This is a genomic window from Collinsella aerofaciens, from assembly GCF_041537385.1.
GTDB lineage: Bacteria > Actinomycetota > Coriobacteriia > Coriobacteriales > Coriobacteriaceae > Collinsella > Collinsella aerofaciens_BV.
Genome location: NZ_JBGORS010000001.1, coordinates 224,362 through 251,014, shown reverse-complemented (window position 1 = coordinate 251,014; position 26,653 = coordinate 224,362). Strand labels below are relative to the sequence as shown.

Here is a 26,653-nt window from a genome sequence, read left to right as displayed (position 1 = left end):
TCGGAACAATCCAGATGAAGACTCCGGCACTGCTCAAACATTCCCGTTTAGTCATATACGTCACTGAAATCGCACTTGGCACCGAGACCAGTTACGTCCACATCCGCGTCCGGAACGAATCGAAGCGGTATCCCGTTTCAAAACGAAGCCTCGGTCCATGAAGGAGACTTTCCCATATACATAGATTAAGATAATACCGTGTATGACGAATATGAACTTGAGCATATTCCGTCCGTATTCATACTGGATGATCAAGGAAACATCATCGGCTTATCCGAAGGAGAGGAAGAACCTCTTGCCTTATTAAAGAAATACGCCAAATACAACGGATATAAAGCGGAAGAAGGCGACATCAAGTAACTATCAAAGGCCAGATTAAGGAGCCAGCCATGAAGAAATGCCTGCCCTCCATCGTCTCAGCAGCTCTTTGCCTCTCCCTTGTCATGACACCATTTGTGCCCGTTGCGGCAGCCCATGCCGACGAGGGATCTCCCGCCGAGAGCAGCGAGATCTACGTCGGAGACAACTACGACGAAAATTACGATATATCCCTTTTTTTGAGCGCGGGCGCTGCACGGATTCATATTCCAAGGCGTGGTGCGATTCTCACGGATCTGCAAATAACCGCACCGTCCCTCACAAGGTCAAGCTGAACGCGAAGGAGGAGGCTTGCCTGCGCGATCTCTAGCTTGCTGGCACCGCTGAAGTTATCGCCGGTCTCGTGACAACCGGTCCTAGCGGCGGCTTTTTTGCAACCGCAATGACATCGTACCGACTTTTCACTTGCATGTTCTGAAAGGAAGTTGCCATGTTGTCGCAAAATCAATCGAGATACTTGACCACAATCGGCTTTGCCCTGCTTGCATTACTCTTTGCTAGCGACCTCTTGCTGAAACCGCCCAAGGAACTCGTTTCGCTTGCCATAGCCTGCATTTCCGCCCTTTACTTTACGGCAACCCTATTCGTCGGACTAAAGGAGAGGAAAAAAGGCGCAGTCGTTGCATCTGCCGTAGGCGTGATCATAGCCATTGCCTCATTCTTTATCTGACACATTGGTGATCTAGGGGCGATATCGTAGGAATACGACCGGGAGAGCCGGGACCAGATTGCCCGGGTTGCCCGGTCGGCTCGCGCGACGGCGCGGCGGTTCCACAGAAAGCTCTCCGGACTTCACACCGTTTCTGATCGCATTGTAGACAGCCATCTCGTCTTCGCTGTCGGCGAGCACGCGGTGTGCGTCGTCGTTTTGGATGTCCAGTAAATCTCGAAGGTCCTCCATGCACCAGCGTCCGAGATTTGGCCATGCGCGTTGCGCGAGCTGATAAGTGTCGATTGCGATGTTGTAGTTAAAGTCCAGGCCAAAGCCGTCCCAGGCAGAACGGCTTTGTTTCCTTGATTATCAACTTTATCCGGACACTTCCCGAATTCGTCCGTGTGTGTACGGATGAATGCGGGATTCGATACCCCGGTGGCTTGATCGGCAGGCCGCCGGGAACTCTCACTCCTCGATAAAAGCCGGCACTCGGTTAGTCCTACGCATCTTGAAATCGCCAGTCTCGTGGGAGACGTAGAGAATGCCGTCCATCCCATCTCGCGATGCATATGAAAGGTGAACTGAACCGCAATCCGCTCCATCATTGTCGAGAAGATCGAACGAATTCGGGTCGCTCGTTGCGGCCAAACGACCACTCAGACAAGAGCCATCGTCATTACAGATTTGCCATTCCATGTCTTCGCCTGCAAGAATCGCCATAGACGGCCTGGTCGCGCCATCGTTGGCATACATCCCGTCTATGCCAAACCCATTTTCAGCGCCATCGATGAACGACTGCTCGGACCTATACCTTGCAAATGATGCACATAGCACCATTGCAAGACAAAGCACAAAGCCAACAATCGCTATCTTTGCATAGCTCTTGCCTATCATGTCATTCACCTCCCTCGTATGTATCGAGGTATTCCTGCTTGAGCGTCTGCGAGGACGACTCGGTCTTTTCCACGAGCGTGCCGGCCTCGATGAAGTAGAACGAGTCGGTGAGGTCTGCCAGGTCGTCGAGCAGATGGCTTGAAATGAGCACGCTTCGTCCCCGCGCCACCTCGCTGCGCATCGCGTCGCAGGAGGTTTTCCGCTTTCCCGGATCGAGGCCGTTCAGCGGTTCATCGAGGATGAGGTACGGGCAATCGGTCGCTATCGCCATGGCAAGCTTTACCTGCTGCTTCATTCCCGTCGAGAGTTTACGGGTCGGCTTGTCGAGATATGGGGAGATTCCGAGGGAGTCGCAGAGCGAGTCGATGTCGGCGGCCGATTTCCACGCCTCCCTAACGAAAGCAAGGTGCTCGATGGCCGATAGCGTGGGATAGAGATCCGCGCCGCCCGAAGAGCTCAGGTAGACGAGTTCTGCAAATTCGGCTGATCGACGTTGGCAGATTCCGTCTGCCGCCAGGCTTCCCGAGCGGATGCGGGTGGGAAATTGGCCCGACAGCGCTTCAAGAAGGGTGGTTTTCCCCGAGCCGTTGGGAGCAACGAGGCCCGCCGCCGTTCCCGGGCCCAAGGAAAGCGACCCGATCGAAAGTATCGTCGTGCTCCCGTATCCCACGCTCGCGTCTAGAAGCTCGAGCCCATGGTGCTTTTTCGCGGGTCCAGGCTGTTTGGGGGAACGTGTCGCAACGGCGCCGACCGCGAAAAGGACCGCGACGTATGCCAGGGCCACGGCAAGCATCGATGCGCCGCCCGAACCGGAGCCAATGAATTCTGTCGGGAAGCATCCTACGTAACCCGTTGCCTCGATAGGCGAGAATACGGGCAGTGGCAGGAGCCCGAGCACGGCATTATGCCCCAGTGCCGAATCGGACAATAACGGGAATGCCGGGGCCGCGACAAGCAGCGCGGAGGTAAGGGGGCCCGCGAGGACGCGCCTCGTTGCGGTCGATAGGACGGCGGAGCAAACGGATATCAAGGTTCCGCCCGCAAGAAGCGCGAGAAGCAGGGCTGTGAAGACGTTTCCCGCGGTCGTGGTGGTAAGCGCGCCGTCATGGAAGAAGGCGATCGGGTACCCAATTTGCCCGAAGCCGTTTAGGACCAAGGCGTAAATGCCCCCGGGTGCGAGGCCGGCGAGGAGCATCGCGGTCCCCGCGACGATTATCGAAAACACGATCTGAATAAGGCGCCGGAATTTGGGCACGGGCGCCTTTGCCGCCAGGGTCCCGGGCCTTGTGGCGCCGAGCACGAGTATCGACGAGAGAAGGAAGGGGATGAAGGGAAGGAAAGACGGCGCCGTGGCAATGGCGTAAGGCAGGAAGGAAAGGAATGGCAGGTCGTTTGCGGAGGCCGGGATATCCGTGATGCCGGAGCTGCTCAGGGCACGGCAATATGCGAGCGCTGCGTCATTGGTCTCTCGGTCTCCCACGATGGACCCGGATTGGAAGCCTTCGCCCATGAGCGCGTAGTAGCTCTCGGCAGAATCGAGAAAGGCGGCGTCGGTTTGAGCGGCAAGGGCGGCGTTCGCGTATCTTGCAAGCTCCGCGTCATTTTGCTGCTCTGGAGATAGGTCTGTGCCGCTGGCCTGGGGCGCGCGCGTATTGAATGCGTCGACAAAGCCCTGCATGCCCTGTTTCATAAAGAAGGGCCCGTAGATGGGTGAATTGAACGCAATGGGGACGGAAAAGGCTGCAGCGAGAACGAGCGTACAAATCCATACGGCCTTGTCTCTTAGGATTAGTTTGAGAAGAAGTCGACAGTACATTTAGAAGCACCTACGTTCCTCAAAGCATCGTTAGATTAATAATGACAGACCGGATGAAGATACGTGCGACGGGGGCGAGGCGAATGGCTGAGCGGTATCGATACGCGGGTTCAACGGCATCATATTGGCCACATAGATTATTAACTTGCATTTCTAACAGTTAAGGAGACGGGTGCTTTCCAGCACACTCCTTCGATGATGCCTTCCGCTAGTTGCTATGCCGGTTTCAGCCAACAAAGAATGTGCCCGGGCGCTCAGGTTCACCGTTAGCGTTGGCAACATATGAGATGGGCCATACCCTTACCGCGCGCCGATTGCGCGAGAGGTGTCGGTCTCCATGTTTATTCCACCTGCTTGTTATCAACCAGCTTCGTTCAACGTTAGACATTCAAGATGTCAGACGTCGAACCTGCGCCAAAGACGCAGCTGGGGCTACTAGTTGCCTACAATCGCTCGCGAAGCTCGCCTGTTCGTGCGTGAATATCTGACAGCTCCGTCAGACATTGTCGGACATTTGATTGTTCGACAAATGCGCACGTGGTCGCGTTCGCAAAGATTACTGAACGGTCGATGGGTGCGTTGAGACCGGAGCAAACGGCGGATGCCAGAAAAATGGCCTCACAGAATCGCACCCATGGATGATAAAATTGACCTCCCTGGCGCAAATACCCGGGCGGTCAATTCATCCCCTCGTTCGCGATCCTGTTGGGTTTTGGGGCTTTGACATGTTGTTGACGGATGGATCAGCCGTACAGCTTGATCTCCCGGGGTTCCATGTGGTCGTCCCCCAATAAGACGTCCCTGATGTAGCTCTGCGGCAGGAACTCGACGGGCAGCACTGGGTCGTCGACGTAGCCGGGCACGGGGAGTAGGCGTGGCCTTTGGATATAGCGTGGCCGCCTGCCGGCGGTCGGACTGCCACTTCAGTCAAAAGCTCAGGCGCGCGCATTAAAATAATGGATATATCGCTTGATAGGCTTTTGACCAAGCATGAACATCGCAGGTAAATCCGTGTACCAATTTTTGGTATACGAATTTACCTGCGGTTTGCTGAAAGCTCTGACATGCGCTGTCGACTTCATTAAAATCGATTGCCGATCAAGTCTTCCTATATATGCGAGCCCTGAGAAACTGCGCTGTGAACCTGAGACTGCTATCGATCGGCCCGGTGCACCGGGCCGCTGTCCTCGAGCCGACATCAGCTTGCCGGTCTCAAAACGTATACTTGATTTAAGGCGGAGTGGAATGTGGGCGCGCAAGGAGATGCGGAATCGATGAGAGCCTCAAAAAAAATTACTGCAGTGTTATCATCTTTCATCCTCTCTATTCTTCCATTTCTGATTCTATGGGCGGCTTGGTCAGTCCTCCCTGATACAATTCCCGCTCATTGGAGTGGGGGTGTGGTTGATCGATGGGGTAATAAGCTTGAATTGCTGGTTGTTCCGCTGTTTTCCCTGATTGGCTCTATTGCAATTTCTGTGTACCTTATTGTTTCCACGCGGCGAAGAGAGTTCGCGGATTTCTCTGTTCGAATGCGACGGGACTTTGTTGCGTGCTATATTTCTAGTCTTCTTTTATCGACAACCTGCTCAGTGATAATTGCCGTTTGGGTTCAGTTGATTCTTACGCAAAACACTGCGGTTGATGGGGGGCTTGGACTATCGATCCTGTATTCCCTTCCCGGGCTATATGTGATCTTGTGCGCTTTGCCGCCTTTTTATGCGAGCGGCGAGAGCAAAAAGGCAGAGCGCCTGATAACAGTTCTTATTGGCGGCGCGGAGATTGTTCTTTGTGGAATAGTGCTTGAAGGTTCGGCTGCCTCTTATGCGATGATTGGACTGATGATTCTGTTCTGTGCGTTTGAGATTGTGTCACTGGTAAGGGATAGCCGGTCCTTATGAGTTGAATTACGCGCGTGCGGATATAAAGGGTGGCATGTTAAATTTGTTGAAAACTCTGACATGCGCTGCCGACTTCATTAAAATCGATTACCAATCAAGTCTTCCTATATATGCGAGCCCTGAGAAGCTGCGCTGTGAACCTGAGACCGCTATCGATCGGCCCGGTGCACCGGGCCGCTGTCCTCGAGCCGGCATCAGCTTGCCGGTCTCAAAACGTATGCCGTCCGGTACGACCAACAGCCGAGTCTTGTGCCCAGTTCGAGCAGCGCCAGAGCCCCGTGCCGGAACCCACGCAGCCGATGGCAGGGGAATTCAGCCGCGGCCATCGAGGAGCCGACCCAGGGACGGCGCCCCCAGTCCTCGAAAGATTTCCACCGCCCCCTACAGGCCTGGATTGATTTAACAGTTGATTTAATCTGGCTGAACAAGCCGAGCATGGGCCGGTTGACAAAATGTAAGGTAAAATAGCAGATACGACCGTACGCCGGTGCGGGGTTCGGGTGATGTGATAGAAAGTAATACACGTATTACATCTAACCGGGAGGTGCATCATGGCAACCGCCACCGCAGCCCTGAGAACCCCCGAGGACCTCGCGAACAGGTACGACCGCCTGGCGAAGTCGACGGGCCGCACGAAAACCTTCTACATGACGGAGGCGCTTGCCGCAGAGATAGGCAGGCTCGAATACGAGTACGGCCTCATGAATTATCCGGGAAGCGTTTGGTTGCGAGGTATGCCAGTGTGAGGGCCTGATTCGTCAGGCCCCGCACAGGGGGACCGCGATGGTGGCCACCGCGCCGCCCGAGGGGCTGTTGGCGAGCGAGACGGAGCCCCCGTGGGCGCTCGCGGCCTCGGAGGCGACGTGGAGGCCGAGCCCGTAATGGCGGCCTCCGTCGCGCGAGGAGCGAGAGGAGTCGTCTGTGAAGAGGCGCTCGCAGCCGCGTTCGAGGGCGGCGGGAGAAAAGCCCGGTCCGTCATCGGCGACCTCGATGACGAGGTATCCACCAGCGACGTCGCAGGAGACCACCACGCGCGAGCGCGCGTGCTCGGCGGCGTTGGCCACGAGGTTCGCGGCGGCTCGCGCCAGGGTGGTTCGGTCGAGTGGGGCCTCGGGCGCGCCCGCGACAGCGGGGCCCGTGGCTGCGTCGAGCGTCACGCCTCGCGCCCGGGCGATCTGGGCGGCCTCGGCGAGGACCTGCTCGCAGAGCTCGGCCGGCCGCATGGGGGCCCTCTCCGCCCCGCCGGACCCGCGCGAGGCCTCGATGAGCAGGCGCACGTAGCCGTCGAGCCTTTCGACACTGCCGGCTATGTCGCGCGCGGCGGCCGCGAGGTCGGCGTCTTTCTCGTCTTCCAGCTCCTCCGCCACGAAGTCGGCGTTGGCGCGCAGCACGGTGAGCGGCGTCTTGAGATCGTGGGCGAGCGACGCCACCTGCTCGCGCTGCCCCCGCTCCGCGGCCCAGCGGGCCTCGAGCGACTCGGCGAGGGAGGCCCGCATGGCGTCCATCGCGGCGAGGACGTCGTTCACCTCGCGCACGTTGGTGCTGCCGACCGCGAAGTCGAGCTCCCCCGCGCCGACGCGCCCCGCCGCCTCCGCGAGCGGCGCCATCTTGCGCGAGATCACGCGGCTCGCGCGGCGCGCCACGAGCGCGAGCGCGAGCGCGCTTCCCGCCGTGGCGCCGACGAGCATGAGGTTCTGCGGGTTGGGAAGCAGGCCGGCGAGATCGCGCGAGACCCACTGCGGCAGGTACTCGCTGACGAGCGCGCATGCCCCGCCGTCCTTGAGCGGGAACGCGGCGTAGGTGAGGCCCGAGCCCCCGCCCTCGATCTCCACTGTGCCCGGATCCGCGGCGAGTGCCGTACGGGCCATTTCCGTCGCGTCCTCGAGCCGCGTGCCCTCGAGGTCTGTCATCAGCACGTATCCGTCCTTGTTCAGGATGAGGTAGCGGTACGCCGTCGGCACGTCCTGCTGCCCGCAGACGCCGTCGCGTGCCAGGCCCTCCGCGACCTCGCGTGCATTGGCCGGCCCCCAGCTTGCCTCGTAGACGAAGCCCACATTGATCGCCGCGGAGAGCGCCATGAACGAGGCGAGCCACGCCGTGGCGACCGCCGCGAACGCGTAGGCGAAGTAGCGCGCGATGACGAAGGAGAGCGGCATGCCCCCGCGACCTCGCGCCCCGGTCCTCAGAGCTGCCACTTGTACCCCATCCCCCAGACGGTCGCGATCGGATCGGCGCCGGCCTCGGAGAGTTTCCTCCGGGCGCGGCTGACCTGCATGGATATGGCCGCGTCGTCGGCGTCGCTCTCCCAGCCGAGCACCGCCTCGCGTATCTGCGCGCGGCTCATGACCTGCCCGGGGTGGCGCGCGAGGTACTCGCAGATGGCGTACTCGGTGGGAGTGAGCGGCACGGTCTCGCCGCCCACGGCGAGGTCGCGCGCCCCGAGGTCGATCAGCACCTCCCCGAAGGAGAGGGCGTGCGAGCGCGGCCGGCGCTCACGGCGTAGATGGGCCGCGACCTTGGCGCGCAGTTCCGCGGCCCCGAAGGGCTTGCGGACGTAGTCGTCGGCGCCCAGGCCGTAGGCGGCCACGGCGTCCTCCTCGGCCACGCGCGCGGTCAGGAAGACGATGGGCCCGTCGAAGTCCGGGCGGATCTGCCGCACGAGCTCGAAGCCGTCGAGCCCCGGCATCATGACATCGCAGAGCACGAGGTCGAAGCGCGAGAGGTCCATCCCCGGGACTGTCGTCGGGTCGGCCGCCCTGACGACCTCATGGCCGTCGCGGCCGAGGACGCGCGCGAGCGCGTCGAGAATCGCCCGTTCATCATCCACTGCCAGTATCCTCGCCATGTTCGACCTCCTGAAACTCTCGTCGGAATTGTACTAGCGCCGCACTCAGCGGTCCAGAGCCCTGCGCGCAGCCGCGGGCGCCTCGGCCGCGTCGCACGCGTGGTAGCGCACGCCCGAGCCGCCGCGCGCCTCGATCTCGAGCCAGCCCTCGCCGTCCGACTCCCGCCCGAAGAAGATGAGCTGGAGCTCTCGGACATTGCCCCTGTCGTCCGCAGCGTCCACCAGGTAGACGTAGTTTGTCCCCGCCCCGGTGGCGTCGGCGTAGGAGCTCGCGTGGCTGCCGGGCTCGGGCGCGGGCGCCCACATGGGGATCTCAGGGTTGGGCAGCACGCGGTCTGCGATCGAGCGCAGCGCCGACCCCCAGCCGGCGTCGAGCAGGGCATTCCCGCCCAGAAGGAGCGCTGCGGAGAGGAGGGCGAGCATGGCGGCGAGCGGCCTCCTACGCATCTGCCCTCCCGTCCTCGAAGCGGCAGAACCAGGCGAGAAGGACGGCGTCGGCTGCCAGGGTGAGCGCGAGGCCAGCGAGCGCAGTCGTGAGGAGAGGGCCCGCCGCGCGTGCGGCGTCGATGAAGGCCTCCACCCCGAGCGACCCCAGGCGCGCGGGCCAGGCGAGCGGCACCCAGCCCAGGGGCGTCGCCAGGGCACCGGTGAGCTCGCCGGTCATGAGGCCGTGCGCAAGTCCGCCCACCGAGAAGAACGCGAGGAGCGTCCCCGCCGCGCCGCCGCCGATGGCGGCGTTGCGGCCGAGGCGCAGGGCCACGCCGAGCCCCAGCGCGTAGAGGGGCAAGCTGCCCAGCACGATGCCCGCCCAGGCGGCCGCAAGCGGAGCGGGCCCGAGCGGCAGGCGTCCGGCGACGGCGAGCGCGCCCCCGAACACGCTGAGCGCCACGGCCAGCGCGCCCGCGCCGAGCGCCGCAAGGGCGAGCAGCTTCGCCGCGACGGCGCGCCCGCGCGAGGGGACCGCCATGAGGTTGGCGAGGCGCCCGGCAGCGCGCTCCTCGTCCACAGCGAGCCCGCAGACGATGGCGGACATGAGCGGCATGAGAGCGCCGAGGAACTGGGCGTAGGCGTCCGCGCCCAGCGCCGGGTCCCATCGGGTTACGGAGAAGTAGTCGCCGCAGGCAAGACCGGCTGCCAGGCCGCAGGCGAGGTGCGCCGCCGAGAGCGGGGAGCGCGCCAGGCGCAGGGCCTCGGAGAGCAGGGCCCGCGGGAGAGTCATGCGCGGCGTCGGGTCGGAGAGTCGTGTCACGGCCATCACCTCTCCTCGGAGCGCGCGAACCAGGCCGCGCCCGCCGCCGTGAGCGCGGCGAACGCGAGCGCGCAGACCGCAAGGCCCGCCAGCGTGAGCATGCCGTCTGCCGCGAGCGCCCCGCCGAGCGCCATGTCCGCCGCGAGCGGCTCGCCGCTCGGCAGCACGGGGATGAAGCTCGTGGGGATGACCATGCTCGCCGACGGCGGAAAGAGCTGCGGCAGCGGCATCAGCGACCAGGCGAACCCACCCACGAGTTGCGCGGCGAGCGGGCAGAAGATGCCCGCGAGCATGCCGAGCCGCGCCGTGAGGAAGAGCCCTGCGGGGATCATCCACGCCGCGGTCACCGTGTTGACGAGCGCGCAGAGGAGCATCGTGAGCGTGCCCGCGGCCGTGAGGCCCTGCGAGGAGAACGCCGATCCCGCGAGGTAGATGCCGAAGACCACGAGGTTCGAGAGCGCGCAGAGCGCGAGGCACCAGAGCGCCTTGGCCCACCAGGCGCGCCCGAGCGGGAAGCCCAGGCCCAAAAGCCCCCGCATCCGCGTGCGAGCGTCCGCCCGCGCGACGCACGCCACCACGAGCGAGAGAGACACGGGCAGGAAGAGCGCGTACCAGTAGTTCCACGCGCTGAAGATCTGCACGCCCCGGTAGGGCATCGCGCCGAGCAGCGGCATCGGCAGCGCCATGAGCACGGCCAGGCGAACCGGTGCCGCGTGGCGCGACTTCAGGGCCTCGGCGCGCAGGGCCGCGAGCAGGCCGCCTTTCTCACCCGTCATGCCGCCACCTCCCCGCGCGCTCGTCGCCCTTCCCGACAGAAGCTCATGAAGAGTTCCTCGAGGTCCTGCTCGGGACGAAGCGCATCCTCGTAGGCAAGGCGCCCCCCGCAGATGATGCCGATGGTGTCCGCCATCTGCTGCACCTCGGAGAGGATGTGGCTCGAGACGATCACCGTCGTACCCGCCGCCGCGAAGCCGCGGATCTGGTCGCGCAGTTCCTCGATGCCGATGGGGTCGAGGCCGTTGGTGGGCTCGTCGAGCACGAGCAGGCGTGGCCGGGCGATCAGCGCCAACGCGAGCCCCAGGCGCTGCCGCATCCCCATCGAGAAGCGCCCGGCGCGCTTCTTCCCGGTGTCCGCGAGGTCCACGGCGGCGAGCACCTCATCTATGCGGCTCTCGGGAAGGCCCAGCAGCGTGGTGCGCACGCGCAGGTTCTCGCGCGCGGTGAGGTTGGGGTAGAGCGGCGCCTCCTCGATGAGGCTGCCGATTGCGTAGAGGTCCTCGCGGCGCCAGGCGTGCCCGGCAAAGAGGATCTCCCCGGCCGTCGGCCGCAGCATCCCGCAGATCATCTTGAGCGTTGTCGACTTGCCGGCGCCGTTGGGACCGAGCAGCCCGTACACCTCGCCCTCGCGGATATGAAGGCTCACGTCGGCCACGGCGTCCTGCGCCTGGTCGCCGCGGCCGAAGCGCTTGGTGAGCCCACGCGTCTCGAGCATGTAACCCATGGGTTTATCCTTTCTCTTCCGGGCGCGCGGGCCGAGTCACCGTGCCCGCGCGCCTTACCTTTCGGGTTCACCATCCATGGTGGGGCGCGTTTCTAACGAAGCCGTAACGGCCGTTGGGTTCTTTTGGCGCCAACCCTTCTCGACCCGCACATCATGATTAATTTGCTTAAGGCAACAACTTTCCCGATCGATGTAATCACCGAATCAAAACGTGTACATCACCCTCCAAAACCGACATTTTTCGGCATGTTTGGAGGCTGATGTACACGAATGTGAAATCCACCGCCGCCCAAAAGCGCCTTCCTCATGTCTGGACTCTCTATGCTTACGCTGGATAGACATCGCCGGAACGGGTATAGTAGCGAAAGTTTTGTCGTTAACCAGCGGGGGAGTCCTGTGGGCATCAAAAAGAAGATCAAAAAGGAGCTTATCGGCACTTCCGATTACCCGTCGAATAAGATCTTTACGATCTCCAATTTCATCACCTTTACGCGCCTGATCCTCACTCTGGTATTTCTGTACCTGTTTGTGACGGATAACAACCGCGTCATCGCCATCGTTATCTACGCCGTTGCCGCCTCTACCGACTGGATGGACGGTCAGATCGCCCGCATGACCAAGACGGTCTCGTGGCTCGGCAAGGTCATGGACCCCATCTGCGACCGTGCGCTGCTGTTCACCGGCGTACTTGGGCTGGTGGTCCGCGGAGAGCTGCCCATCTGGGTCTGCGTGCTCATTATTGGCCGCGACATCTATCTGGGCATCGGCACGCTTATCGTTCGTCATTATCACCGTCGCCCCATCGATGTCGTCTTTCCCGGAAAGATTGCCACTGCACTGCTCATGACCGGCTTCTCGCTCATGCTGCTCGGGTTCCCCGTTATTGACGGCCTGCATCTTTTACCTTCAACCCTTACGGCCTTCCCGGGCCTCAACGGAAGCTCGGTGCCCCTCGGCATCTTCTTTGTGTACGGCGGCGTGATCTTCTCCATGCTCACGGCTGTCATCTATTCCATTAAGGGCGGAGTGGCCATTAAACAGGCTCTCGCGCATCCCGAGGACGAGGACATCGACTTTCTGAACCCCGAAATCGAAGACTGATTCGTTGGGGTATGATTACGTACGGTTCATTATTTGCGGCACGTCCGCGATAAGTTAGGGGTTGTCATGGACAACATGGTTAACAATATGCCTCAGAATGATAAGACTGCTGACGCTACCTGCGTATTCCGCGTGCCTTCAAGCGACGTCACCGTTCCCGACCTCATGGCCAACGTGCGCATCACCGCCCCCGTTCTGTCCATCGTCAAGGGTCCGCAGACTGGTGCCGCCTTTGAGCTCGAGGACGACGTGACCACCATCGGCCGCGATCCTGCGAACGGCATCTTCCTCAATGACATGACCGTATCGCGCAGCCACGCGCGCATTATCCGCGAGGGCCTCGGCGCTCGCATCGAGGACTTGGGCTCGCTCAATGGCACCTGGGTCGACGGTGCCATCGTCAATGCAGCCCCGCTGCACGACGGTTCTTCCGTCCAGATCGGTACGTTTACGCTCATCTACCACGAGAGCACGCCGGAGCGCATCGAAACCGGTGAGTAGGGCATGGCCGAACGCAACTATCTGAGTATCGGCCAAGTCGTCAACCTACTTCGAGGCGCATACCCCGATCTTTCGAACTCAAAAATTAGATTTCTAGAAGATGAGGGGCTCATTACCCCTCATCGTACGCCTAAGGGATACCGTCAATACTCTAAGGAGGACGTTGATCGCCTGGAGGTCATCCTGCATTTGCAGAAGACCCGCTACATGCCGCTCAACGTGATTAAGCAGCGCTTGGAAAACGCCACGGACCTGTCAACGCTCGCTTACGAGGTGGGCTTGCTGTCCGATGTTCCGCTCAAGACGGAGCCCAAGGAGACTAAGCAAAAGCTGCATCCCATTGAGACCATTCCCGATATGCTGGGCGTCGAGATTTCGTTTATCCGCTCGCTCGCCGAGAACGACCTCATTCGCATCATCAAGAGTCCGCAGAATCGTGAGCTCGTCGATGGTCGCGATTTTCCAATCATCCGCTACTGCTCCGAGCTGTCACGCTTCCATATCGAGCCCCGCAACCTGCGTCAGTACGTGTCTTCCGCCAACCGCGAGTCCTCGATGTTTGAGCAGGTGCTCGTGAGCATGCTCGGAATGGATACCTCCGATGACGAGCGCGACGCCAAGCTCGAACGTGCGTTTAAGAAGCTTCACGACCTGACCGAGGGTGTGCACACTGCGCTGCTCAAGAACCGCGTTTTTGAGTCTCTCAATGCCGTGGTCGAGGACGCCGACATCGATGCACTCGATGAGGAAATCACTCGCTCCGAGTCCACCAAAGCCAAAAACGAAGAGATAGCCACGCCGGCTTCGCACGAGGATTCTCTCGTAAAGCCGCTCAAGGTCGTCGCCCCTTCGCACTCCGGTACCGCCACGGCGGGCAAATAACCGCTGCCGCTTATCCGGCAACCCATTGAAAGGTCATGCAATGTACGACTTCGAATCTCAAATCGTCGACATCCCCGACTATCCCGAGCCCGGAGTCATCTTTAAAGACATCACGCCGCTCTTTGGCAATCCCGAGGCGCTCAAAGCCATGACCGATACCCTCGCCGAGCACTTTGCCGGCATGGGAATCACCAAGGTCGTGGGTCCCGAGGCTCGCGGCTTTATGGTTGGCGTACCGGTGGCTGTAGCCCTTGGCGCCGGCTTTGTTCCCGCACGTAAACCGGGCAAGCTGCCGCGCGAGACCGTAAGCCAGAGCTACGAGCTCGAGTACGGCACCGATTCAATTGAGATCCATGCCGACGCTATCAGCTCTAAAGATACCGTGTTGATTCTGGACGACTTGGTCGCGACGGGCGGAACCGTCGAGGCAACAGGTAAACTGGTGCGAGATATGGGCGCAAAGCTTATCGGTTACGGTTGTATACTTGAGCTTGCGTTTCTCAACCCGCGCGAGAAGCTCACGCCGTCTGATGACGATGTGGAGCTCTTTAGCCTGGTGACGGTAGACTAGCCGTTACCCTTAGTTACTGGAAAGGAAGCTACATGCGCACAGCAAACACGCACAAAAACATGGCACGCTGCGCTGCTACGGCAACCCTCGCTTGTGTTTTGGGCTTGGGCCTCGCGGCTCCTGCCTACGCCGATACCGCATCCGACCTTGCCGCTGCTCGTACGAAACTCGAGCAGATCGGCACCCAAACCCAGCAGATTTACGATGAGCTTGCCACGCAGACGCAGGCGCTCGATCAGACTGCCGGCGAGATCACGCAAAAGCAGCAGGAGATCGCCGATGGTCAGGCCAAGCTCTCGACCTATGTCGCCGGCGAGTACAAAACCGGCGGTCTGAGCCTGCTTCAGGTTTTGACGGGTGTCGATGATCTGAGCGATATGCTCAACCGCCTGTTCTACTACGGCAAAGTTTCCGACAAGCAAGCTCAGACCATTCAAGAGGTCAAGGAGCTTAAGCAGCAGCTCACCGATAAGCAGGCCGAGCAGGAGAAGAACGTCGCCACCACGCAAAAGAAGGTCGACGAGCTTAACGCCCAGCAGGCTGAAGCCCAGAACGTCGTAAACTCCCTGGATTCGCAGCTGCAGGCCGAGCTTGCCGCAGAGGCCGAGGCCAACGCCGCGCTGCAGGCCGGCATCAACGCCAGTACTGCCGAGAAGGCCACGGTGAGCAACGAGACTGCCGGTACGACCGAGAACACCAACAACGGTGGTCAGACCAGCAATAACAACCAGGGCGGCAACACTCCGGCTCCTACGCCGACACCCGCTCCGACGCCGCAGCCCTCCACGCCTGCTCCGGCTCCGACGCCTTCTGCTCCGAGCCAGTCCGTCGATGGCGGTTCCGTTGTTTCGCGCGCCTACAGCAAGCTTGGTTGCGCTTATTCCTGGGGCGGAATTGGCCCGAACAGCTTCGACTGCTCTGGTTTTGTTAGCTATTGCCTCACTGGTCGCTATTGCCGCCTCGGCACCACGGGTACCTTTATGGGCTGGACGCGTGTGTCCGATCCGCAGCCCGGTGACGTTGTGGTCAACTCGTACCACACCGGCATTTACATCGGTGGTGGTCAGATGATTCATGCTTCCGACTACAATACGGGTGTTATCATCAGCTCCGTTGCCGCCGGCATGAACAACAACTATATCTTCGTGCGTTACTAAGTCATCTTACACAGCGTGTGAATGTGGACCTCGTGGCTTTAAGTCGCGAGGTCCATTCTTTTTTTTCTAATCTTGTACGGCTATCTAGTATTCAAAACTAGATAGCCGTACATTCAGTTTGCAAGATGGCTATAATTGTTGAGGAACAATTAGAAAGGACCCTCTATGAGCTGGGCACTTATCTCCGATTCAAGCTGCAACCTCCGCGATTGGCAACCGACCGCGCCCCATACCACCTTTGCATTTGCGCCCCTCAAAATTCGAGTGGGGGAGCGTGAATTCATCGATGACCTTTCACTCGATGTTCATGAGCTCAACTGCGCTGTTCAGGCGGAGACGAACGCTTCTTCGAGCGCTTGTCCCAGCGTAGGGGAGTGGGCCGAGCTCTTCAAATTGGCAGACAAGACCATCTGCATGCCAATCTCTGAGGGCGTGTCGGGCAGCTACAACGCAGCAGCCACGGCTCGCGATATGGTTCTTGCCGAGGAACCGGACCGCAATATTCATCTTGTCAATTCGCGCGCAGCTGGCGGCAAAATGGACCTCATTTTCTTGCTGTTCGACCGCTATCTTGCAAGCAATCCGGATGTCTCATTCGAGGACGCTTGCGCATACTTCGATAGCCTTGAGCAGAACAGCAAAATCCTTTTCAGCTTGTGCAATTACGAAAACCTGGCCAAAGCCGGACGTATCCCTAAGGCAGCCGGCGTCATTGCCAACAAGCTCAATATCCGCATTTTGGGCACGGCGAGTGAGGCCGGTAAAATCGAACTCGTCGGTCACACGCGTGGCGAAAAGAAGATGCTAAACAAGATCATCGACACCATGGAAGCCGAAGGTTTTACGGGCGGCGAGGTCGTTATCGACCATGTCGAGAATGAGGCAGGCGCCCAAGCACTTGCCAGCCGAATTGTGGAGCGCTGGCCAGGTTCCAAGACTATCATCATGCCCTGTAACGGGCTAGATTCATACTATGCCGAAATGCATGGGCTCATTATCGGCTACGGCATGGGCGTGGCTTCGGGCCAATAACGTCCAACCAAGCAAAAATACGGGCGGGACAAAGTGACAGATGACCCTTTGCTCCGCCCGTTTTATACGTCGGCTAGCTATTAAACCCATTAAACTTTAGATAGCTCATCAGGTACGCCTTCGAAACGAAGGATGAAACCGCACTGCGCACAAGCAGCGACTCACGCGTTACCTGATGCGCCGTATCGGGAACCGGCGTCTGCTCGACGGAAAACGCCGAACGAATCGATGCCTCGAGCTGATCGACCACATAATCGAAGGCCGTCGGGGCATCGTAGCTCAAACGCTGAATGTTAAAGAGTGCCTGCACCGCAGCAATGGGTAACACCTGCTTAAAGAGGCAGATAGCGATCAGGCGGGCAATCTGCTCGCGGCCATATTGCTTTTTGACCGGAGCAGGCACCAGGCCGACCTTCACGTAGTTATTGATCATCGATGGCGTAATGACAGGGTGCTCAACGCAAATGGACAGCGGCTCCATCCACAGCGCAACATACTCAATGACCTGGTCGCGGTAGAGCGTCACATTGGGCAACTGGTTATAGCGCGGCAGACTCAACGTATTGAGTTTACGCACGATATCGGACTGAATGAATGCATCGGGTAGCACCGTGGGCTGAATATCCTCGGGCTTAATGCTGACCGACGAATCGGACATCGGAATAACGTATTTAGCGTGGTTCATAAGAGGCCTCCGTTCGTTTTCTATATTGTATTCTAGGTTATCTAGTTTTGCATACCACATAGCCGCCAAGAAAATTGGCGGGACAGTGCACTGATGCTTCGTCCCGCCATTTAGTAAATTGATAACAGCCTTACATAAGATATATTATCGTACTTATCCACGGAGAAACGCGTATGCGCTGGTTGCCGCTATGGCTCCATCAGAAACGGCGGTCACAACCTGGCGTAAACGCTTGGAACGGATGTCGCCAGCAGCAAATAAGCCAGGGGTGCGGGTTGCCATCGATTCGTCGGTCAAAATACCGCCGTCGGGCGCCAGATCCACCAGATGCTCTACAAGCTCGGTATGGGGCTGCGTACCAGCAAAGACAAAGATGCCAAACAAGCCAGGATCGAAGGACTCGGAATAGGTTTCACCGGTAGCGTTGTCCTTAAACATAATATTCGTGGGCATCGCCTCGCCCGAAAGCTCCACAATACTAGTTTGGTACCTAACTGTAATATTGTCCTTTGCGAGTACTTTCTGAACAACACCATCGGGCGCACGGAACTGGTCGCGGCGCAGCACGATGGTCACACTGCTGGCGATTTCTGACAAGAACAGGGCTTCCTCGCAGGCGGCATTGCCGCCACCGATGACAAAGACCTGTTTACCGCGAAAGAACATGCCATCGCACGTCGCGCAATACGAAACACCGCGACCGCGATACGTATCCTCGCCAACAAAACCAGCAGATCGCGGCGTAGCACCCATGCAAGCGATAACACTCGAGGCCAGCGTATCGCCCATATCATGATGCACCGTAAACAGCGCTGTATCGGCATCGTAATCGATACCCGTAACCATGCTCCATGCAACCTGTGCTCCCAGGCCCTCTGCATGTTGCTGAAAACGCTCGCCGAGTTCGGCGCCACTCAAGAGCGGAATGCCCGGATAGTTCTCGACCTCATTGGTTGTGGCGATCTGCCCTCCCGACATGCCCTGTTCAATCACGGTCGTCGTTAGGTTGGAGCGCGCAGCGTAAATGGCGGCAGCATAGCCCGCGGGGCCGCCACCGATAATAGCAACATCGATCGGCTGATGGGTAGTCATGAAGAGACCTCCTGTCGAAAGATTGGCGTTCTTTGCGCTCATACCCAAATTTACGTGAACGTGACACTCATGCACTACAATGATAAATCCGTGTTACAACGTCGAAGGGGAGTTATCGATGGATCAGACGCAGACGGGCGACGACGCTCCCCTGCTTACGCTCAGCACTCCCCAATCGAAGAAAACCACGCTCTTGGCTCAGCAAAAACCTCTCGTGACCATCGTGCACGCCTCGGTCGGCTCGGGCCACAAGGCCGCCGCAAATGCGATTGCGCAGGCATTCGACCTCATCCGCGGCACCAATGGCATCCCCGAGGACGTTGAGATTGAAGTACTCGATATCCTTGATTTTGGACGTATTAAATTCGACGGCAATAAAACCGCGGCTTCTTTTACGGGAGCCACGCGTCCCATTTACGACCTGACCTGGCGATATACGCTTACGGGACATCTGCTCTGGGGTGGCGGCACAGCATGGTCGCGAATTATGTTCCCCGCCTTCAACGAATATATTCGTAGCCGCAGGCCCATAGCCGTGGTCTCAACGCACATCACAGCTGCCAATGTCGCCGTGGGCGCCCGCGTAATTACGGGTATCGATTATCCGGTCATCTGCGTACCGACCGACTACGAAGTCGAGGGATGGTGGCCCCACAAGGACACCGATTTATTCTGTGTTGCCAACGAATTTATGGCCGAAACGCTGCGCCCGCGCAAGGTGCCCGAGGCAAATATTCGCATTACCGGTATTCCTATTCGCGCCGGATTCGACACAGATTACGATCGCGCGGAAGAGCTAGCCAAGTTCGACCTCCCCACCGACAAGACCATCGTGCTGGTAATGGCCGGCGCCAGCTTGCCTCAGCCTTACGTCCGCTTTCGCGCGGAGATGGACCGCACCCTCCCCTTCCTGCGCAGTTTCGAGGACATGCACTTTGTCTTTTTGCCGGGCAAAGACGTGGAGTATGCCACCCGGCTGAAGACGCTCTTCGATGCCATGAAGCTCGAGAACGTCACGGTGTTGGACTATGTCGACGACATGGCGGCCCTCATGCACGGGTGCGACCTGGCAATCCTCAAATCGGGCGGACTCACGGTCACCGAGTGTCTATGTGCACATCTGCCGATGATTCTGCTGGGCAAGTCCTATGGCCAGGAAAAGGCCAACACCACCATGCTCACCGGCATGGGCGCCAGCATGCATGTCACCACCGCACGAGAGCTCATCGTTACCCTACGTCACTTGCACGACCATCCCGAATCACTCAAAGCCCTACTCATCAACGGCGAAGTACTACGCCGCCCCCACGCAGCCGAAGACATAGCCATCGCAACCATGGAGCTCGTAGGCAAACCCCAAAAGCGCAAACGAGCCTTCTGCCGCTTCTACTGGGGCGGCAAACCCGCGCATATCCGCTAGTCGAATGTCCGCCGCTCTGCCGGAGCCGCCCTTATATCATTCCATGCTCAAACATTCTCGCTTCGCTGCGAAACTGCGCGTGGAACGATATAAGGGCGGCTCCGGCAGAGCGGCTGCGTTTACTTACTAGCAGCTACTTCGGTATCCCCTCCATTAGAACCTGCAAAGGTAAAACAGGAAAATATAAATACAGTAAGCCGATTCGACAAAGGGACAGCCCCTTTGTCGAATCGGCTTACTAGAAAAGTAAATATTGTTTCAAGCGAGTAACCGCCCGCCCGCCCCTCTCACATATCGTTCCACGCGCAGTTTCGCAGCGAGCGAAGCGAAGCGAGAATGTTTGAGCATGGAATGATATGTGTGGGAGGCGGGCGGAAGGGATACGAGCGCCCCGCGAGAATGTTTGAGCACGCGATGATATGTGTGGGTCCCGGGTGAGAGGCCGACCCTACATGTTGAAAATGATTAAGCGATGCCGCTGGAGCCGAAGCCTCCTTTGCCTCGGTCGGTTTCGTCTAGTTCTTCTACTTCTATGAGATTGACCGTGGGGACTTCTTGGATGACGAGTTGGGCTATGCGGTCGCCTTTGTTGATTTGGATGTCGTTGGTGGGATCCAGGTTGATGAGGATAACCTTGAGTTCTCCTCGGTAGTGGGCGTCGATGAGGCCCGGCGTGTTGACTATAGACAGGCCCTGCTTGATGGCCAAGCCGCTGCGGGGCTGGACGAAGCCGGCGTAGCCATCGGGCAGGGCGATAGCCAGCCCCGTAGAGACCAGACGGCGTTCGAAGGGCTTCAGGACGCAGTCTTCGTTGGAGCGTAGATCCAAGCCGGCATCGGTGGGATGAGCGTATTTGGGAAGCTCGACGGTGGGGTCGAGACGCTTTATGTTGACGGTAATGTTGGACATGGAATCACCTTAGCTTGTCGAGCTCTTGCAGAAACTCATCGACGTCTTTGAAATCACGGTAGACCGAGGCAAAGCGAATGTAGGCCACCTTGTCGATCTTGGCCAAGCGCTTGAGCACCATGTCACCCAACTCATGGGACGTGACGGCCGTCAGCGTGCGAGAGCGCAGCTCGACCTCGATGTCATCGATAATCTCATTAAGCTTCTTAGTGTCGATATCGCGCTTGATGGTGGCGCGCATCAAGCCGACGAGCAGCTTATTGCGATCGAACCGCTGCTTGGTTCCGTCTGACTTAATGACCTCGATTGGGTCTTCGCATCGCTCGAACGTTGTAAAGCGATAGTTACACGAGCAACATTCGCGACGGCGCTTAATGGTGTTATTTGACTCCTGCATACGAGAATCAACGACGCGGGTATGTGCCTTGCCGCATTTGGGACAGCGCATGGTACCTCCTCTTAAACGATAACAAGGGTACCATGCGCAGCGCGATAATGATTACGAACGAGCAGGAACCTTAAGATGCGCACCGGCGGCGAGCGAACCATGCTCCAGATGATTGACATTACGGATCATGTCGGAAGTCTCTTGCGTGGAAAGGCCTTCGATTGGATATTCCTCGGCAAGCGACCAAAGAGAATCGCCAGTCTGAACGCGAATGGTCTCGTAAGTAATGTTGGAAACGGACTCGGCATACGCGGCGTGACGAGCGCTAAAGACCGAAGTAGCGAGGACAAAGAAGAGCGTAAGCGCAACGGCGACGGCGACAATCGTCGGAACCTTCAGGGCAACGCGGGCCGGCGCGACTACAGCCTGCTGATTGCGAGCAGGCTGTACGGTCAAAGGTTGAATGCCGGAGCGGCCACCCTGAACAACCGTAAAAGTGGGTTCTGCAGGCGTCTCGAGCTTAAGGGCGAGGTTTCCCTGGACCATATTCGTTACGTTCATCATGTTCTCCTCTCGCGTGTTTTGCTGAGAACAGTTTTATCAAGCCGCGCGGACAAAAATGTCTAGCGCGAGAACGAATGTTCGGTTATTATTATCTTCGAACAGTTGTTCCTGTCAAGCAAAATTCGAACATTTGTTTGACATGGGTAGAGAGGATGCCCTGATGGCTCGCAAAATTACCAAGCGTCAGCAGCAAATTTACGACTTCATCAAGGAATATCAGCAGGAGAAGGGTTATCCGCCCAGCGTGCGCGAGATGGCTTCTGCCGTGGGCCTTTCCTCCCCCAGCACCGTGCACGCCCATCTCTCTGCCCTGGAGGCGCGCGGGCTACTCAAGCGCGACGCCACCAAACCGCGCGCCCTGGAACTCTTTAACGAGGACGGTTCCTCTGTATCAATTTCTAAATCTGACGAGCCCACCGCACCTCGCGGAACGGTCTCGCTACCGCTCGTTGGTCGCGTCGCGGCTGGGATTCCCATTCTGGCCGAGCAGAATATCGAAGACACGTTTACTATCCCGACCGAAATCGCCACCGATCAGGGTTCCTTTATCCTTGAGGTGCATGGGAGCTCAATGATCAATGTCGGCATCTTCAATGGCGATTACATCATCGTCCGTGAACAAAAGAGCGCCATGAACGGCGAAATTGTCGTGGCCATGATTGATGGTTCAGCGACCGTCAAGACGTTCTACAAGGAGCAGGGACGCGTACGCCTGCAGCCCGAGAATGACACCATGGAGCCTATCTATGCAACGAATCCCGTTATCTTGGGCAAAGTCGTCGGCTTGATGCGCCGGTTCTCGTAATGCAAAAACGCATCACCATCTTTGATACCGTCCGCGGGTTTACGATGATTTCTATGGCAGGTTTTCACGCTTGCTACGATCTCGCGTACCTGTACGACTGGGAGATGCCATGGTTTACCCAGACTCTCTTTCAAGACATCTGGCGCGCCAGCATCAGCTGGGTATTTTTGTTTATCGCGGGTTGGATGTGCACGCTCTCACGCAACAATGTTAAACGAGCGGCCAAGTACGCTGCCGCAGCTTTGGTCGTTTGGATCGCAACAACGCTCGTATCGGTCGACGATTCAGTGAACTTTGGCATCATTTATTGCATGGCGGCGTGCACGGCGGTGGTTGCACTCACCCGTCCGCTACTCCAAAAATTACCGGGCTCGTGGGGCATCGCGACGTGCCTTGTTCTTTTTGCCCTAACCTGGGGCATTCCTAAAGCGATCTACCCACTCCCCTGCCTGGCATGGCTAGGATTTCCGGGCCCGGGTTTTGTTTCGGGAGACTACTATCCGCTCATTCCGTTTGTCTTTATGTACCTTACCGGCTATTTTGCTGCCCAGGTAGCACAAGCATCAAGCCTCGAAGCGCCAGAATGGACCTACGCCAATCCCATCCCGGCGCTCGCCAGCCTTGGACGCCATGCACTCCCCTTTTATCTGCTGCATCAGCCCATCATTCTGGGCATTTTGGAGCTCGTCTACTCGGTGCGATAACGCTCGAGCCGCGGTGCAATACGAGCCGGCAACTTCGCCACAATGCGAACACCGTCCTCGAGATATTCTTCATGCAGAAGGGTTCCCTGCTCATGCACCAGCGTGATGAGAGCGCCCTCGCGATACGGGATATCAGCGGAGAGCAACACATCGGTGGCAGCTGCCTCGCGAGCAATCCGGTCGACGAGATCGTCGAGCCCCTCGCCCGTTTGGGCCGAGAACAGAACGGCCTCCGGATAGCGACGACGGAAACTCAATCGATCGACGCTATCGAGAAGATCGATTTTATTGAATACGGTCAGCGTTAGGCGCTCTCCGGCGCCGATCTCATCAAGCACGCGGTCGACAGCCTCCAACTGCCGCTCATAGTCCTCGTCAGACGCATCTACGACTTTGAGAATTAGATCGGCACCCAACACCTCGGACAGCGTCGATTTAAAGGCATCGACCAGACCATGCGGCAGCTTTTGAATAAAGCCGACAGTATCGGTAATCGTCATGCCGCGACCGCCGGGCAGACGATACGAACGCGTCGTCGGGTCGAGCGTAGCAAACAGCTTGTCCTGCGAAAGTACCGTAGAGCCGGTCAGACGATTGAGCAACGTCGATTTACCGGCATTGGTATAACCGGCTAACGCGACGCGAAACGCCGGTGACTCAATGCGGCTCTTGGATTGAACATCGCGACGCTGTTCAACCTGCTTGAGCTCGCGACGAAGCGCAGCGATTTTATTACGAATGAGGCGACGGTCGACCTCGAGCTGACTTTCGCCCTGACCAAAGCGTGAGCCGATGCCGCCGCGCGTCTGTTCCTTGGCGAGATGACTCCACATGCCACGCAGACGAGGCAACAAATATTGAAGCTGTGCCAGCTGTACCTGTAGGCGTCCCTCACGCGTCTGAGCATGCAGGCCAAAGATATCCAAGATCAGTGCAGTACGATCGATAATCTTTACCGGCTCGCCCACGGCTTTCTCCAAATAGGATTGCTGCGAGGGCGTCAGGTCGTCGTCAAAAATAACGACATCGGCATCCATGCGATGTACCAGGCCGCACAGCTCTTCAACCTTACCGGAACCGATAAACGATTTAGGATACGGCTTTACCAAACGCTGCGATAAGCGTGCCACGCACTGGGCACCAGCCGTGTGGGCAAGACGCTCCAGCTCATCAAGCGAGCGATCGAGCGGCCATGCATTGTCGCGCCATTCAACACCAACCAAAATGGCACGCTCGGGCTCGGGTGCCGTGGGAACAAGAGGAAAACGGGCCATTAGGCAGCCTCAATACGATGCAGGATATCTTCAACGACCTCATCGATCGTACATTCATCCATATCAAACCACACGATACGGTCATCGCGCTTAAACCACGAAAGCTGACGCTTGGCATAACGACGCGAACGCATCTTGATGAGTTCGCGAGCCTCATCCATGCTCATCATACCATTGAAAGCATCGATGATCTCTTTATAGCCAATTGCCTGCATCGACGTCAGGGCATCTCCCAGCCCCTGGCCCATAAGACCGCGGACCTCATCGACAAGGCCCTGCTCAAACATCAGATCGACACGCAGGTTAATGCGCTCGTAGAGCACCTCGCGATTACGCGTCAGACCAAACCACAGAGCGTGATAATGCTCGCGCGGAACACTAAACTGCGACTTTTGCTGCGCATAGGAGACGCCATCATCGTGCATTTCGAGCGCGCGAATCACGCGGCGAACATTATGAGGGTGGATGACCGCAGCGGACTCGGGATCACGCTCGGCAAGCAGGGCATGCAGCTCTTCCTCGCCAATACGCTCGGCAAGCTCCTGATAGCTCGCACGACGATCGTCCTCAAGTTCACCCGAGGGAAAGTCCATCTCATCAAGGGCGGCCTTGAGATACAGCCCCGTACCTCCACAAAAAACCGGCAGGCAACCCAAACCAAGGAGACGTTCAACATGCGCGCGAGCGTCAGCCTGATAAAGCGCAGCAGAATATGCCACACCCGGCTCTACAATGTCGACGAGACGCAGCGGCGCCGTACACTCATCGGGCGCCATCTTTGCGGTACCGATGTCCATGCCGCGATAGATTTGCATCGCATCGCACGACAGCACTTCGGACGAAAGACGAGCTGCCAAACGGTCGGCAACATCACTCTTACCAACCGCCGTCGGACCGACGATCGCAACGGCGGAAAGACCTGCCCCGGGAGAAACCATTAGCGCGGCTCGCCCACAACGGAGCCGGACAAATACCAGGTCTTGGCAACGTCAACATCAACATCAACGATCTTGCCAACAAGCTGATCGATGCTGTAACCCTCTGGGATAGGCGCATGCACAGTCTGATTCTTGGGACTCTTGCCCAGCAGGACCGCGTCGTTCTTTTTACTCGTTCCCTCAACGAGCGCCGGCACCACAGTATGAAGCTCACCCTGGTTATACTCGTGTGCCGTGGTCTCGATAACCTTAACCAGGCGGTTGAAACGCTCGAGAATAACCTCATGCGGCGTAGGATCGTCAATCTCGGCGGCCGGGGTACCGGCGCGCTTGGAATAGATGAAGGTATAGGCCTGAGCATAGCGGACCGTCTCGGCAAGTGAGAGCGTCTGCTCAAAGTCTTCTTCAGTCTCGCCCGGGAAGCCAACGATAATGTCGGTCGAGAGCGCGATATCGGGCATGCGGTTGCGAATGCGATCGACCAGGCCCAGATAGTCCTCGCGTGTATAACGGCGATTCATCTCTTTGAGGATCCGCGTCGAACCTGACTGGACGGCCAGGTGCAGCTGCGGCATAACGGCAGGCGTCTCGGCCATGGCGTCGATGGTCTCGGGCAGCAGGTCCTTGGGATGCGAAGACGTAAAGAAGATGCGCTCCACGCCCGTATCGCCCACGGCACGCAGCAGATCGGCAAAACGCGGCTTGCCAAACAGATCGCGACCATATGAGTTAACGTTTTGGCCCAGCAGCGTAATCTCACGCACGCCCTGGCGCACCAAACCGGTCACTTCGTCGACAATCTCCTCGAAGGGGCGGCTCTTTTCGCGACCGCGCACGTACGGCACGATGCAATAGGTGCAGAAATTATTGCAGCCCGTCATGATGGGCACCCAGGCGTGATACTGAGTCTCGCGATGCCACGGCATGCTCATGGCATCCGTATCCTCATGCTCATTGGTGCGGATATGACGCTTACCATCAAGGAACGCCTCGGCAACGAGCTCGGCCACATGTGCGATGGAATGCGTACCAAAGATGACATTGACGTTATCGACGTTGGTGAGCAGGCCCTCGCCATCGCGCTGCGCGATGCAACCACCAACGGCAACCACGCGCTTGCCCGAAGGCGAAGTCGGCAGGCTTTTGCAGGAATTGCACTGACCGTACAGGCGAGTATCGGCGGCCTCGCGCACGCAGCACGTCATGAAGACAACGATATCGGCATGCGCGGGATCGAGCGCCATGAGGCAGCCATACGAATCAAGCAGACCGCTCACACGCTCGGAGTCGTGCTGATTCATCTGGCAGCCAAAGGTGCGGATAAAGTAGGTTTTACCGGCAAGAATATCGCGTACGGAACGCTGGTCCATGTGCATAAGTCCTAACGATGG

The 26,653-nt window shown here is 58.5% G+C and carries 30 protein-coding genes; 14 read left to right on the top strand and 16 right to left on the bottom strand.

Translation table 11 applies throughout. The features are described from left to right. Window positions 1–198: 198 nt before the first annotated feature. The 3 genes from ACEG18_RS01170 to ACEG18_RS01160 all read left to right on the top strand — a co-directional run bounded on the left by ACEG18_RS01170 (window position 199) and on the right by ACEG18_RS01160 (window position 1,048). Entirely contained in the window at window positions 199–360 is a 162-nt protein-coding gene (locus ACEG18_RS01170; RefSeq protein ID WP_372540938.1) for a hypothetical protein, read from the top strand. Window positions 361–389: 29 nt separating this feature from the next. Next, window positions 390–653 (top strand): hypothetical protein, encoded by a 264-nt coding sequence (locus ACEG18_RS01165; RefSeq protein WP_196022704.1) that lies wholly within the window; start codon window positions 390–392, stop codon window positions 651–653. A gap of 155 nt (window positions 654–808) precedes the next feature. Further along, complete coding sequence (locus ACEG18_RS01160) at window positions 809–1,048, top strand: hypothetical protein (protein WP_022093933.1); 240 nt, start codon at window positions 809–811, stop codon at window positions 1,046–1,048. A 450-nt stretch (window positions 1,049–1,498) separates the two neighbouring features. Here ACEG18_RS01160 and ACEG18_RS01155 read toward each other — a convergent pair whose 3' ends face one another. Continuing rightward, the gene (locus tag ACEG18_RS01155) at window positions 1,499–1,927 is read right to left on the bottom strand and encodes a hypothetical protein (RefSeq protein WP_372540937.1); all 429 of its coding nucleotides are present in this window, start codon (window positions 1,925–1,927) and stop codon (window positions 1,499–1,501) included. A 1-nt stretch (window position 1,928) separates the two neighbouring features. Then, a complete protein-coding gene (locus tag ACEG18_RS01150) occupies window positions 1,929–3,617 on the bottom strand; it encodes an ATP-binding cassette domain-containing protein (protein ID WP_372540936.1) in 1,689 nt (562 codons plus the stop codon). Between the two features lie 1,373 nt (window positions 3,618–4,990). Here ACEG18_RS01150 and ACEG18_RS01145 point away from each other — a divergent pair. Then, the gene (locus ACEG18_RS01145; protein ID WP_372540935.1) at window positions 4,991–5,644 is read left to right on the top strand and encodes a DUF1648 domain-containing protein; all 654 of its coding nucleotides are present in this window, start codon (window positions 4,991–4,993) and stop codon (window positions 5,642–5,644) included. Between the two features lie 551 nt (window positions 5,645–6,195). After that, a complete protein-coding gene (locus tag ACEG18_RS01140) occupies window positions 6,196–6,390 on the top strand; it encodes a YlcI/YnfO family protein (RefSeq protein ID WP_117717075.1) in 195 nt (64 codons plus the stop codon). A 12-nt stretch (window positions 6,391–6,402) separates the two neighbouring features. Here the strand turns inward: ACEG18_RS01140 and ACEG18_RS01135 are convergent, their stop codons facing one another. From ACEG18_RS01135 to ACEG18_RS01110, 6 genes are read right to left on the bottom strand one after another with little or no spacing between them, the layout of a single operon-like run. After that, window positions 6,403–7,800, bottom strand: a complete 1,398-nt coding sequence (locus ACEG18_RS01135) for a sensor histidine kinase (protein WP_372540934.1) — start codon at window positions 7,798–7,800, stop codon at window positions 6,403–6,405. Window positions 7,801–7,826: 26 nt separating this feature from the next. Continuing rightward, on the bottom strand, window positions 7,827–8,489 hold the full coding sequence (locus tag ACEG18_RS01130) for a response regulator transcription factor (RefSeq protein WP_372540933.1): 663 nt from the start codon (window positions 8,487–8,489) through the stop codon (window positions 7,827–7,829). Window positions 8,490–8,534: 45 nt separating this feature from the next. After that, entirely contained in the window at window positions 8,535–8,912 is a 378-nt protein-coding gene (locus ACEG18_RS01125; RefSeq protein WP_372540932.1) for a hypothetical protein, read from the bottom strand. 16 nt (window positions 8,913–8,928) lie between these two features. Beyond that, a complete protein-coding gene (locus tag ACEG18_RS01120; protein WP_372540931.1) occupies window positions 8,929–9,744 on the bottom strand; it encodes an ABC-2 family transporter permease in 816 nt (271 codons plus the stop codon). After that, a complete protein-coding gene (locus tag ACEG18_RS01115; protein WP_372540930.1) occupies window positions 9,744–10,514 on the bottom strand; it encodes an ABC-2 family transporter permease in 771 nt (256 codons plus the stop codon). The genes ACEG18_RS01120 and ACEG18_RS01115 overlap by 1 nt, the downstream gene beginning before the upstream one ends. After that, entirely contained in the window at window positions 10,511–11,239 is a 729-nt protein-coding gene (locus tag ACEG18_RS01110) for a lantibiotic protection ABC transporter ATP-binding protein (RefSeq protein ID WP_372540929.1), read from the bottom strand. Before ACEG18_RS01110 ends, ACEG18_RS01115 begins: the two co-directional genes overlap by 4 nt. Before the next feature lie 396 nt (window positions 11,240–11,635). On the opposite strand from ACEG18_RS01110, the gene ACEG18_RS01105 reads away from it, so the two are divergent. The 6 genes from ACEG18_RS01105 (at window position 11,636) to ACEG18_RS01080 (ending at window position 16,483) form a co-directional block, all read left to right on the top strand. Beyond that, complete coding sequence (locus ACEG18_RS01105; protein WP_089573364.1) at window positions 11,636–12,340, top strand: CDP-alcohol phosphatidyltransferase family protein; 705 nt, start codon at window positions 11,636–11,638, stop codon at window positions 12,338–12,340. A 66-nt stretch (window positions 12,341–12,406) separates the two neighbouring features. Then, window positions 12,407–12,841 (top strand): FHA domain-containing protein, encoded by a 435-nt coding sequence (locus tag ACEG18_RS01100; protein ID WP_006236002.1) that lies wholly within the window; start codon window positions 12,407–12,409, stop codon window positions 12,839–12,841. Window positions 12,842–12,844: 3 nt separating this feature from the next. Next, a complete protein-coding gene (ftsR, locus tag ACEG18_RS01095; protein ID WP_117736838.1) occupies window positions 12,845–13,723 on the top strand; it encodes a transcriptional regulator FtsR in 879 nt (292 codons plus the stop codon). Window positions 13,724–13,763: 40 nt separating this feature from the next. Beyond that, window positions 13,764–14,294: an adenine phosphoribosyltransferase gene (locus tag ACEG18_RS01090; RefSeq protein ID WP_089573365.1), complete on the top strand. Its 531-nt coding sequence runs from the start codon at window positions 13,764–13,766 to the stop codon at window positions 14,292–14,294. 32 nt (window positions 14,295–14,326) lie between these two features. Next, a complete protein-coding gene (locus ACEG18_RS01085; protein WP_195404077.1) occupies window positions 14,327–15,451 on the top strand; it encodes a coiled-coil domain-containing protein in 1,125 nt (374 codons plus the stop codon). Between the two features lie 165 nt (window positions 15,452–15,616). Then, window positions 15,617–16,483 carry a DegV family protein gene (locus ACEG18_RS01080; protein ID WP_372540928.1) on the top strand — a complete coding sequence of 289 codons (867 nt, stop codon included), beginning with the start codon at window positions 15,617–15,619 and terminating at the stop codon, window positions 16,481–16,483. 73 nt (window positions 16,484–16,556) lie between these two features. Here ACEG18_RS01080 and ACEG18_RS01075 read toward each other — a convergent pair whose 3' ends face one another. Together ACEG18_RS01075 and ACEG18_RS01070 are read right to left on the bottom strand one after the other, a co-directional pair. Continuing rightward, on the bottom strand, window positions 16,557–17,168 hold the full coding sequence (locus tag ACEG18_RS01075) for a DUF1836 domain-containing protein (RefSeq protein ID WP_192934578.1): 612 nt from the start codon (window positions 17,166–17,168) through the stop codon (window positions 16,557–16,559). Between the two features lie 153 nt (window positions 17,169–17,321). Continuing rightward, the gene (locus ACEG18_RS01070) at window positions 17,322–18,260 is read right to left on the bottom strand and encodes an NAD(P)/FAD-dependent oxidoreductase (protein WP_372540927.1); all 939 of its coding nucleotides are present in this window, start codon (window positions 18,258–18,260) and stop codon (window positions 17,322–17,324) included. 118 nt (window positions 18,261–18,378) lie between these two features. On the opposite strand from ACEG18_RS01070, the gene ACEG18_RS01065 reads away from it, so the two are divergent. Further along, window positions 18,379–19,680 (top strand): MGDG synthase family glycosyltransferase, encoded by a 1,302-nt coding sequence (locus ACEG18_RS01065; RefSeq protein WP_372540926.1) that lies wholly within the window; start codon window positions 18,379–18,381, stop codon window positions 19,678–19,680. 465 nt (window positions 19,681–20,145) lie between these two features. Here the strand turns inward: ACEG18_RS01065 and dut are convergent, their stop codons facing one another. The 3 genes from dut to ACEG18_RS01050 are packed head-to-tail and all read right to left on the bottom strand — an operon-like array spanning window position 20,146 to window position 21,538. Further along, the gene (dut, locus tag ACEG18_RS01060; RefSeq protein WP_117766605.1) at window positions 20,146–20,589 is read right to left on the bottom strand and encodes a dUTP diphosphatase; all 444 of its coding nucleotides are present in this window, start codon (window positions 20,587–20,589) and stop codon (window positions 20,146–20,148) included. Between the two features lie 4 nt (window positions 20,590–20,593). Continuing rightward, window positions 20,594–21,037 carry a transcriptional regulator NrdR gene (nrdR, locus tag ACEG18_RS01055; protein WP_022093781.1) on the bottom strand — a complete coding sequence of 148 codons (444 nt, stop codon included), beginning with the start codon at window positions 21,035–21,037 and terminating at the stop codon, window positions 20,594–20,596. Between the two features lie 51 nt (window positions 21,038–21,088). Then, a complete protein-coding gene (locus tag ACEG18_RS01050) occupies window positions 21,089–21,538 on the bottom strand; it encodes a LysM peptidoglycan-binding domain-containing protein (protein WP_372540925.1) in 450 nt (149 codons plus the stop codon). A 163-nt stretch (window positions 21,539–21,701) separates the two neighbouring features. Here ACEG18_RS01050 and lexA point away from each other — a divergent pair, with 163 nt between their 5' ends. Next, the gene (gene lexA, locus ACEG18_RS01045; RefSeq protein ID WP_040359862.1) at window positions 21,702–22,346 is read left to right on the top strand and encodes a transcriptional repressor LexA; all 645 of its coding nucleotides are present in this window, start codon (window positions 21,702–21,704) and stop codon (window positions 22,344–22,346) included. Continuing rightward, on the top strand, window positions 22,346–23,050 hold the full coding sequence (locus ACEG18_RS01040) for a heparan-alpha-glucosaminide N-acetyltransferase (RefSeq protein ID WP_372540924.1): 705 nt from the start codon (window positions 22,346–22,348) through the stop codon (window positions 23,048–23,050). The genes lexA and ACEG18_RS01040 overlap by 1 nt, the downstream gene beginning before the upstream one ends. Here the strand turns inward: ACEG18_RS01040 and hflX are convergent. From hflX to miaB, 3 genes are read right to left on the bottom strand one after another with little or no spacing between them, the layout of a single operon-like run. Continuing rightward, window positions 23,035–24,324, bottom strand: a complete 1,290-nt coding sequence (hflX, locus tag ACEG18_RS01035) for a GTPase HflX (protein WP_117654789.1) — start codon at window positions 24,322–24,324, stop codon at window positions 23,035–23,037. The genes ACEG18_RS01040 and hflX overlap by 16 nt on opposite strands. Next, on the bottom strand, window positions 24,324–25,262 hold the full coding sequence (gene miaA / locus ACEG18_RS01030) for a tRNA (adenosine(37)-N6)-dimethylallyltransferase MiaA (protein ID WP_372540923.1): 939 nt from the start codon (window positions 25,260–25,262) through the stop codon (window positions 24,324–24,326). Before miaA ends, hflX begins: the two co-directional genes overlap by 1 nt. Continuing rightward, window positions 25,262–26,632 carry a tRNA (N6-isopentenyl adenosine(37)-C2)-methylthiotransferase MiaB gene (gene miaB / locus ACEG18_RS01025; RefSeq protein ID WP_372540922.1) on the bottom strand — a complete coding sequence of 457 codons (1,371 nt, stop codon included), beginning with the start codon at window positions 26,630–26,632 and terminating at the stop codon, window positions 25,262–25,264. The genes miaA and miaB overlap by 1 nt, the downstream gene beginning before the upstream one ends. Window positions 26,633–26,653: the final 21 nt, after the last annotated feature.

Bases quoted from the DNA above. Each gene is read 5' to 3' on its own strand.
- ACEG18_RS01110 (WP_372540929.1), bottom strand. From the start codon at position 11,239: ATGGGTTACATGCTCGAGACGCGTGGGCTCACCAAGCGCTTCGGCCGC.
- ACEG18_RS01080 (WP_372540928.1), top strand. From the start codon at position 15,617: ATGAGCTGGGCACTTATCTCCGATTCAAGCTGCAACCTCCGCGATTGG.
- ftsR (WP_117736838.1), top strand. From the start codon at position 12,845: ATGGCCGAACGCAACTATCTGAGTATCGGCCAAGTCGTCAACCTACTT.
- ACEG18_RS01125 (WP_372540932.1), bottom strand. From the start codon at position 8,912: ATGCTCGCCCTCCTCTCCGCAGCGCTCCTTCTGGGCGGGAATGCCCTG.
- ACEG18_RS01070 (WP_372540927.1), bottom strand. From the start codon at position 18,260: ATGACTACCCATCAGCCGATCGATGTTGCTATTATCGGTGGCGGCCCC.
- ACEG18_RS01100 (WP_006236002.1), top strand. From the start codon at position 12,407: ATGGACAACATGGTTAACAATATGCCTCAGAATGATAAGACTGCTGAC.
- ACEG18_RS01085 (WP_195404077.1), top strand. From the start codon at position 14,327: ATGCGCACAGCAAACACGCACAAAAACATGGCACGCTGCGCTGCTACG.
- hflX (WP_117654789.1), bottom strand. From the start codon at position 24,324: ATGGCCCGTTTTCCTCTTGTTCCCACGGCACCCGAGCCCGAGCGTGCC.
- ACEG18_RS01130 (WP_372540933.1), bottom strand. From the start codon at position 8,489: ATGGCGAGGATACTGGCAGTGGATGATGAACGGGCGATTCTCGACGCG.
- ACEG18_RS01135 (WP_372540934.1), bottom strand. From the start codon at position 7,800: ATGCCGCTCTCCTTCGTCATCGCGCGCTACTTCGCCTACGCGTTCGCG.
- miaB (WP_372540922.1), bottom strand. From the start codon at position 26,632: ATGGACCAGCGTTCCGTACGCGATATTCTTGCCGGTAAAACCTACTTT.
- ACEG18_RS01115 (WP_372540930.1), bottom strand. From the start codon at position 10,514: ATGACGGGTGAGAAAGGCGGCCTGCTCGCGGCCCTGCGCGCCGAGGCC.
- ACEG18_RS01050 (WP_372540925.1), bottom strand. From the start codon at position 21,538: ATGAACGTAACGAATATGGTCCAGGGAAACCTCGCCCTTAAGCTCGAG.
- dut (WP_117766605.1), bottom strand. From the start codon at position 20,589: ATGTCCAACATTACCGTCAACATAAAGCGTCTCGACCCCACCGTCGAG.
- ACEG18_RS01075 (WP_192934578.1), bottom strand. From the start codon at position 17,168: ATGAACCACGCTAAATACGTTATTCCGATGTCCGATTCGTCGGTCAGC.
- ACEG18_RS01165 (WP_196022704.1), top strand. From the start codon at position 390: ATGAAGAAATGCCTGCCCTCCATCGTCTCAGCAGCTCTTTGCCTCTCC.
- ACEG18_RS01040 (WP_372540924.1), top strand. From the start codon at position 22,346: ATGCAAAAACGCATCACCATCTTTGATACCGTCCGCGGGTTTACGATG.
- nrdR (WP_022093781.1), bottom strand. From the start codon at position 21,037: ATGCGCTGTCCCAAATGCGGCAAGGCACATACCCGCGTCGTTGATTCT.
- miaA (WP_372540923.1), bottom strand. From the start codon at position 25,262: ATGGTTTCTCCCGGGGCAGGTCTTTCCGCCGTTGCGATCGTCGGTCCG.
- lexA (WP_040359862.1), top strand. From the start codon at position 21,702: ATGGCTCGCAAAATTACCAAGCGTCAGCAGCAAATTTACGACTTCATC.
- ACEG18_RS01090 (WP_089573365.1), top strand. From the start codon at position 13,764: ATGTACGACTTCGAATCTCAAATCGTCGACATCCCCGACTATCCCGAG.
- ACEG18_RS01155 (WP_372540937.1), bottom strand. From the start codon at position 1,927: ATGATAGGCAAGAGCTATGCAAAGATAGCGATTGTTGGCTTTGTGCTT.
- ACEG18_RS01065 (WP_372540926.1), top strand. From the start codon at position 18,379: ATGGATCAGACGCAGACGGGCGACGACGCTCCCCTGCTTACGCTCAGC.
- ACEG18_RS01120 (WP_372540931.1), bottom strand. From the start codon at position 9,744: ATGGCCGTGACACGACTCTCCGACCCGACGCCGCGCATGACTCTCCCG.
- ACEG18_RS01160 (WP_022093933.1), top strand. From the start codon at position 809: ATGTTGTCGCAAAATCAATCGAGATACTTGACCACAATCGGCTTTGCC.
- ACEG18_RS01140 (WP_117717075.1), top strand. From the start codon at position 6,196: ATGGCAACCGCCACCGCAGCCCTGAGAACCCCCGAGGACCTCGCGAAC.
- ACEG18_RS01150 (WP_372540936.1), bottom strand. From the start codon at position 3,617: ATGAAACAGGGCATGCAGGGCTTTGTCGACGCATTCAATACGCGCGCG.